This is a genomic window from Enterobacter cloacae complex sp. IR5384 (genome assembly GCF_049237265.1).
Taxonomy (GTDB): Bacteria; Pseudomonadota; Gammaproteobacteria; order Enterobacterales; family Enterobacteriaceae; genus Enterobacter; species Enterobacter cloacae.
The window spans coordinates 129296-136680 of the sequence record NZ_JBMKHJ010000012.1; the positions used below are offsets into that span (position 1 = coordinate 129296).

Genomic DNA, 7385 nt, shown 5'->3' on the forward strand with positions numbered 1-7385 from the left:
GGATGCGACAAAATGTATAAAAAACGCAGACTTGCCGTGATGATTGGCATGCTGGCCGGTAGTACCTCTGTTTTTGCCCAGACCGATATGACAAGCATTGAATCGCGCCTGGCGGCGCTGGAACAGCGTCTTCAGGATGCGGAAATGCGCGCCCAGAATGCGGAGAAACGCGCGACGGCAGCAGAACAAAAAACGCAGCAGCTGGTTGCCGCCCAGCAGCAGACGCAGAACACCACCCAGGAGGTGGCCCAGCGTACCACGGTGCTGGAAAAGAAAGCCGATCAGAGCAGTGGTTTTGAATTTCACGGTTATGCCCGCTCAGGCCTGCTGATGAATGATGCGGCGTCCAGCAGCAAAAGCGGTCCGTATCTGACGCCTGCCGGGGAAACCGGGGGCGCGGTCGGTCGTCTGGGTAACGAAGCGGATACCTACGTTGAGCTAAATGTGGAACACAAACAGACGCTGGAGAGTGGGGCGACCACGCGCTTTAAGGCCATGTTAGCCGACGGGCAGAAGACCTATAACGACTGGTCAGCCGATACCAGCGATCTTAACATTCGTCAGGCCTTTGCCGAGCTGGGCAATCTGCCTGATTTCACTGGCGCGCTGAAAGGGAGTAGCTTCTGGGCCGGTAAACGCTTTGACCGCGATAACTTTGATATTCACTGGCTGGATTCTGATGTCGTGTTCCTCGCCGGTACCGGCGGCGGTGTCTACGACGTGAAGTGGAATGATACGCTGCGCAGCAACTTCTCGATTTACGGGCGCAACTTCGGCAGCGAAGAGCAGATCGACAACAACGTTCAGAACTATATCCTCAGCATGAATCACTTTGCCGGGCCATTCCAGCTGATGGTGAGCGGCCTGCGGGCGAAGGATAACGACGAACGCAAGGACAGCAATGGCGATCTGATTAAAACCGATGCGGCGAACACCGGCGTGCATGCCCTGGTGGGTCTGCACAATGACAGCTTCTACGGACTGCGGGAAGGCTCAGCGAAAACGGCGCTGCTGTATGGTCACGGCCTGGGGGCAGAAGTTAAAAGCATCGGCTCTGATGGCGCGCTGCTGTCAGAAGCCGATACCTGGCGCTTCGCAAGTTACGGTGTCACGCCACTCGGCGGTGGCTGGCATATCGCGCCTGCTGTACTGGCCCAGAGCAGTAAAGACCGCTACGTCAAAGGCGACAGCTACGAGTGGGTTACGCTCAATACCCGCCTGATCAAAGAGGTTACGCAGAATTTCGCCCTGGCGTTTGAGGGCAGCTATCAGTACATGGATTTGAACCCGGAAGGCTACAAAGATCGCAACGCCGTTAACGGCAGCTTCTACAAGCTGACCTTCGCACCGACCTTAAAGGCGGGCAAAATTGGCGATTTCTTCAGCCGTCCTGAACTGCGCCTGTTTGCCACCTGGATGGACTGGAGCAGCAAACTGGATAACTACGCCAGCGATGACGCCTTTGGCAGCAGCGGCTTTAACGCTGGCGGGGAATGGAACTTTGGGGTCCAGATGGAAACCTGGTTTTAACCCTTCACGCTCCCGCCAGGCGGGAGCGTATCAAACATCATAAAAATGAAGTCAGGCAGAGGTAACTATGGATTTTGATAATATTTCCCGTGCGCTCATTCCGCTGCTCGGTGGCAAAGAGAACATCGCCAGTGCCGCGCACTGCGCAACGCGCCTTCGTCTGGTGCTGGTCGACGATGCGCTTGCTGACCAGCAGGCCATCGGCAAGGTCGAGGGGGTGAAAGGCTGTTTTCGTAACGCGGGCCAGATGCAGGTGATTTTTGGCACTGGCGTGGTGAATAAGGTTTACGCGGCTTTTATTCAGGCGGCAGGGATTGGTGAATCCAGCAAGTCAGAAGCGGCAGATCTCGCGGCGCGTAAGCTCAACCCGTTCCAGCGCATTGCCCGCCTGCTTTCCAATATTTTCGTACCGATCATTCCCGCCATTGTTGCGTCCGGTTTGCTGATGGGCCTGCTCGGAATGGTGAAAACCTACGGCTGGGTGAATGCCGATAACGCCATCTACATCATGCTGGATATGTGCAGCTCGGCGGCGTTTATTATTTTACCGATCCTGATTGGTTTTACCGCCGCGCGTGAGTTTGGCGGTAACCCCTATTTAGGCGCCACGCTAGGTGGCATTCTGACCCACCCGGCGCTGACCAACGCCTGGGGCGTGGCGTCCGGCTTCCACACCATGAACTTTTTCGGCCTTGAGATTGCCATGATTGGCTATCAGGGAACGGTGTTCCCGGTGCTGCTGGCCGTCTGGTTTATGAGCATTGTGGAGAAAAACCTGCGCAAGGTCATCCCGGATGCGTTAGACCTGATCCTGACGCCGTTCCTGACCGTCATTCTCTCCGGTTTTATCGCGCTGCTGATTATCGGCCCGGCGGGACGCGCGTTAGGCGATGGCATCTCCTTTATTCTGAGCACGCTGATTACCCACGCGGGCTGGCTGGCCGGTTTGCTGTTCGGCGGGCTCTATTCGGTGATTGTTATTACCGGCATTCACCACAGCTTCCACGCGATTGAAGCCGGGCTGCTGGGGAATCCGTCGATTGGCGTTAATTTCCTGCTGCCCATCTGGGCCATGGCGAACGTGGCGCAGGGTGGTGCGTGCCTGGCGGTGTGGTTTAAAACCAAAGACGCAAAAATCAAAGCCATTACCTTACCGTCGGCGTTCTCGGCCATGCTCGGCATTACCGAAGCCGCTATTTTTGGTATCAACCTGCGTTTCGTGAAACCGTTTGTGGCCGCGCTGATTGGCGGTGCGGTGGGTGGCGCATGGGTGGTGTCGGTGCATGTCTACATGACGGCGGTAGGGCTGACGGCGCTGCCGGGGATGGCCATCGTGCAGGCCAGTTCGCTGCTCAACTATATTATCGGCATGGTGATTGCCTTTGGCGTAGCGTTTACCGTCTCGCTGCTGCTGAAATATAAAACGGACTCTGAATAATGACATTACCTTCCCGCTGGCCTGCCGTGCTGCAGGCCGTGATGAAAGGCCAACCGCGCGCGCGTGCCGACCGCCACTACCCGCAGTGGCACCCGGCACCGGTGACGGGGCTGATGAACGATCCGAACGGTTTTATCTGGTTTGCCGGGCGCTACCATCTGTTTTATCAGTGGAACCCGCTGGACTGCGATCACCGCTATAAATGCTGGGGGCACTGGAGTTCGCACGATCTGCTGCACTGGCAGCACGAGCCGATGGCGCTGATGCCAGATGAAGAGTACGACCGCAACGGTTGCTATTCCGGCAGCGCCGTGGACAACAACGGGATGCTGACGCTGTGCTATACCGGCAACGTTAAGTTCGATGACGGCAGCCGCACCGCCTGGCAGTGCCTGGCGGTGGAACAACCGGACGGGACCTTTAAAAAACTGGGGCCGGTGCTGGCGCTGCCGGATGGCTACACCGGCCACGTGCGCGATCCGAAAGTGTGGCAGCACGACGGGCAGTGGTACATGGTGCTGGGCGCGCAGGATGTGCAAAAGCGGGGCAAAGTGCTGCTGTTCAGGTCTGCCGATTTGCACACGTGGGAATCGTGCGGAGAAATTGCCGGTCACGGCGTCAACGGACTCTCGGATGCGGGATACATGTGGGAGTGCCCGGACCTGTTTGCCCTCGACGGGACGCACGTTCTGATCTGCTGCCCGCAGGGGCTGGCCCGTGAGCCGCATCGTTATCTCAACACCTATCCGGCAGCCTGGATGAGCGGGGCGTTTGACTATCAGCGCGGCGCATTTGAGCACGGTGAGTTACACGAACTGGATGCCGGTTTTGAATTCTACGCCCCGCAAACGACGCTGGCGGAAGATGGCCGGCGGATCCTGATTGGCTGGATGGGCGTGCCTGACGGGGAAGAGATGCTGCAGCCCACCCGGGCACAGGGCTGGCTCCATCAGATGACCTGTCCGCGAGAGCTGCGCTACCGCGACGGCAAGCTCTGGCAGACTCCGGTGCGTGAGCTGGAAATGCTGCGTGAAGAGGAACTGCACTGGCAGGGCAACGCCTGCGATGCGCCGGAGCTTGATGCCTCGCGCCTTGAGTTCGAGCTGAGCGCTGCCTGCGCGAAACTGGATTTTGCCGGTGCGCTGCACCTCACGGTCGATGGCAATGGCCTGCGTCTGGAACGTGCCAGCCTGCAAACGGGTGAGACGTTAACCCGCTACTGGCTGGGTGAGGTTCACCATCTGCGCGTTCTGTGCGACCGCTCCAGCGTCGAAATTTTCATCAACCACGGCGAAGGGGTGATGAGCAGTCGCTATTTTCCTGACCAACCGGCCCGTGTGCGATTCGAAGGTGCGTCCGACATCACATTACGCTACTGGTCGCTGCGCGGCTGCATGGTAGAATAGCGGTTTTGGCAGCCGGATCTAAGTCGTTGTGAGAAAAACAAAACGCGTCACCATTAAAGACATCGCGGAGCTGGCGGGGGTGTCAAAAGCCACCGCCAGCCTGGTACTGAACGGACGCAGCAAAGAGCTGCGCGTGGCGGAAGAGACCCGTGAGCGCGTGCTGGCCATTGCGAAAGAGCATCACTACCAGCCCAGTATTCACGCCCGCTCGCTGCGCGATAACCGCAGCCACACCATTGGTCTGGTGGTCCCGGAGATCACCAACTACGGGTTTGCCGTGTTTTCTCACGAACTGGAGACGTTGTGCCGCGAGGCGGGCGTTCAGCTGCTCATCTCCTGTAGCGATGAAAATCCGGGGCAGGAGACCGTGGTGGTCAACAACATGGTGGCGCGTCAGGTCGACGGGCTGATTGTTGCCTCCAGCATGCTCAACGATGCGGATTACCAGAAACTGAGTGAACAGCTGCCCGTGGTGCTCTTTGACCGCCACATGAATGACAGCTCGCTGCCGTTGGTGATCACCGATTCCATTACCCCGACAGCCAAACTGGTGGCCGACATTGCCCGCCAGCACCCCGATGAGTTTTATTTCCTCGGTGGGCAGCCACGGCTTTCCCCCACGCGCGACCGCCTTGAAGGGTTTAAACAGGGTCTGCGCGACGCGAACGTTACGCTGCGCCCGGAGTGGATCATTCACGGAAATTATCACCCGAGTTCCGGTTACGAGATGTTCGCCGAACTCTGTGCTCGCCTGGGGCGTCCGCCAAAAGCCCTGTTCACCGCCGCCTGCGGCCTGCTGGAAGGGGTGCTGCGCTACATGGGACAGCACAATCTGTTGCAAAGTGACATCAGGTTAGCGAGCTTTGACGATCACTATCTTTACGATTCGCTCACGATCCCGGTGGATACCGTGCGCCAGGATAATCGTCAGCTTGCATGGCACTGCTTTGATCTGATTGGGAAATTGATCGACGGTGAAACACCAGAGCCCGTGCAGCGGAAACTGGATGCCACCCTGCAGCGGCGCTATAAAGCGGCAGAATAGCCCTGCCGGACGACGGGATACATCAATAACTTTAATTAATTTAAGTTTTGGTTTAGCCGATAACCATAAGGAATAATTTTCTTTGAGGTATCGGTTCATGTCGTTAAAAAAATCATCCCTGATTGTCTTTTTCTCGCTGCTTTTCTTCTTTATCGCCAGCACCCTCACCAGCGTTGGCCTCATCATCAAAAGTAATAACTCCCTGGATAACGTGAACAAAGAGATCCAGGTGGTGCTGTCAATTATTGATCCCATCAACCATAGCCGCACGCTGCGCGTCCGGGTGATGGAGTATGTGAAGATGGTAGAGGCGGGCGCATCAGCGGATGAATCTGCGAAGCTCGCCGCAGTAAAAGAGGCACTGACCAAAGCCGATCGCGCCTTTGCTGCCTTTATGGCGTCTCCCCGTCTGACGGATGAAGCGCCGCTGGTAAGCGCTTATCAGGATGCCTGGCAGAATTACCGTAACCAGGGGCTGGCACCGCTCATTGATGCTGCCGCCGCGCACGATATTGCCAAATTCAACGCCCTGATACCGGAAGTCTCGCGCCTCGATCGTCAGTATGAGATTGTCCTCGACCAGGTTCTGGCCGTACACCAGGCCTATGCCAAAAGCCTGAACGAAGATGCGAGCAGCAACTTTGTTTCTGGCCTGGCGATTATCGCTGCTATCGCGCTGCTGTTTGTGCTGGTGATCGTCGCCGTCAGCCTGCTTATGAAACGCCTTGTTCTGGCACCGGTTAATCTGGCACGTGAACATTGCAGCCAGATTGCCGCAGGCAAACTGGATATTCCGGTGCCGGTGAAGGGGAATTCCGGCAATGAAATTGATCACCTGATGGGCTCTATGGAGCAGATGCGCCAGGCGCTGCTGGCAACCATCGCCCAGGTGCGTGACGCGAGTCATACCGTGACCCATGCCGCACAGGAGATTGCCTCCGGGAATATCGACCTGGCTTCGCGCACCGAACAGCAGGCTTCTGCGCTAACCCAGACGGCGGCCAGCATGGAAGAACTGAGCGCGACCGTCGCCAATAACACCGATAACGTCTATCAGGCCGGAAAACTGGTGCAGGACGCGGTGAAAAATGCCCACACCGGGGAGGCCGTCACGCGTGAAGTGATTGAAACGATGAATACCATCGCCGCAAACTCGAAGCGCATCGAGGACATCACCAGCGTGATCAACAGCATCGCTTTCCAGACCAACATTCTGGCGCTCAACGCGGCGGTAGAAGCGGCGCGCGCCGGTACCCAGGGGCGTGGTTTCGCCGTGGTAGCCAGCGAAGTTCGCACGCTGGCGCAGAAAAGCGCGGTGGCGGCCAAGGATATCGAAAGCCTGATTGCCCAGTCGGTTTCCAGCGTCAAAAACGGTGCCGAACTGGTGGGGCGCTCAGGGGAGGTCATTGACTCGATTATCAGTTCCGTCAATAAAGTGAACACGTTGATGGAGCAGATCTCTGTGGCCTCTGAAGAGCAAAGCCGCGGGATTAGTCAGGTCGGGCAGGCAGTGACGGAGATGGATGGCGTGACCCAACAGAACGCCGCGCTGGTGCAACAGTCCGCCGCGGCAGCCGCGTCGCTGGAAGAGCAGGCCCAGCAGCTCACGCGGAGTATTTCGAGTTTTAGTTTGCCAGTGCAGGCTTGATTGATGAAGAGAGGCTCCTTAGCGGAGCCTTTTTGTGTGGAGGATGTAACTGGACAGTCACGCTAAACAAGGCTTAACGTTTTACTAATGGCAGTTAGAAGCCGTAAAAGTGGCTGGAGTATGTGCGCATTGCGAACACTCTTACCACCATTAGCCTCCTTAAATGGGTTAAGCAAAGTGTTTTATATGACCTAAGATTCTCTGAAGTGTAATTGACCTGCTCCCCGTTGATTAGTACACCCCGATGTTAGTAATGTCTTCATAAGCCACATGAGGACATCCCCATGAAGAAGCGTTTTTCCGACGAACAGATCATCA

Annotated in this window: 5 protein-coding genes; all 5 read left to right on the plus strand. The window is 57.0% G+C overall.

Annotation, left to right across the window (positions count from 1 at the left end):
* Positions 1–12 precede the first annotated feature (12 nt).
* Positions 13–1530 carry a carbohydrate porin gene (locus ACOTX3_RS12445; protein ID WP_058678663.1) on the plus strand — a complete coding sequence of 506 codons (1518 nt, stop codon included), beginning with the start codon at positions 13–15 and terminating at the stop codon, positions 1528–1530.
* 67 nt (positions 1531–1597) lie between these two features.
* Positions 1598–2968, plus strand: a complete 1371-nt coding sequence (locus tag ACOTX3_RS12450; RefSeq protein ID WP_029883319.1) for a sucrose-specific PTS transporter subunit IIBC — start codon at positions 1598–1600, stop codon at positions 2966–2968.
* A complete protein-coding gene (locus tag ACOTX3_RS12455; protein WP_127869044.1) occupies positions 2968–4374 on the plus strand; it encodes a sucrose-6-phosphate hydrolase in 1407 nt (468 codons plus the stop codon). The genes ACOTX3_RS12450 and ACOTX3_RS12455 overlap by 1 nt, the downstream gene beginning before the upstream one ends.
* 28 nt (positions 4375–4402) lie before the next feature.
* Positions 4403–5419 carry a LacI family DNA-binding transcriptional regulator gene (locus tag ACOTX3_RS12460; protein WP_020688679.1) on the plus strand — a complete coding sequence of 339 codons (1017 nt, stop codon included), beginning with the start codon at positions 4403–4405 and terminating at the stop codon, positions 5417–5419.
* Between the two features lie 97 nt (positions 5420–5516).
* On the plus strand, positions 5517–7067 hold the full coding sequence (locus tag ACOTX3_RS12465; RefSeq protein ID WP_023619630.1) for a methyl-accepting chemotaxis protein: 1551 nt from the start codon (positions 5517–5519) through the stop codon (positions 7065–7067).
* The last annotated feature ends 318 nt before the right edge of the window (positions 7068–7385 follow it).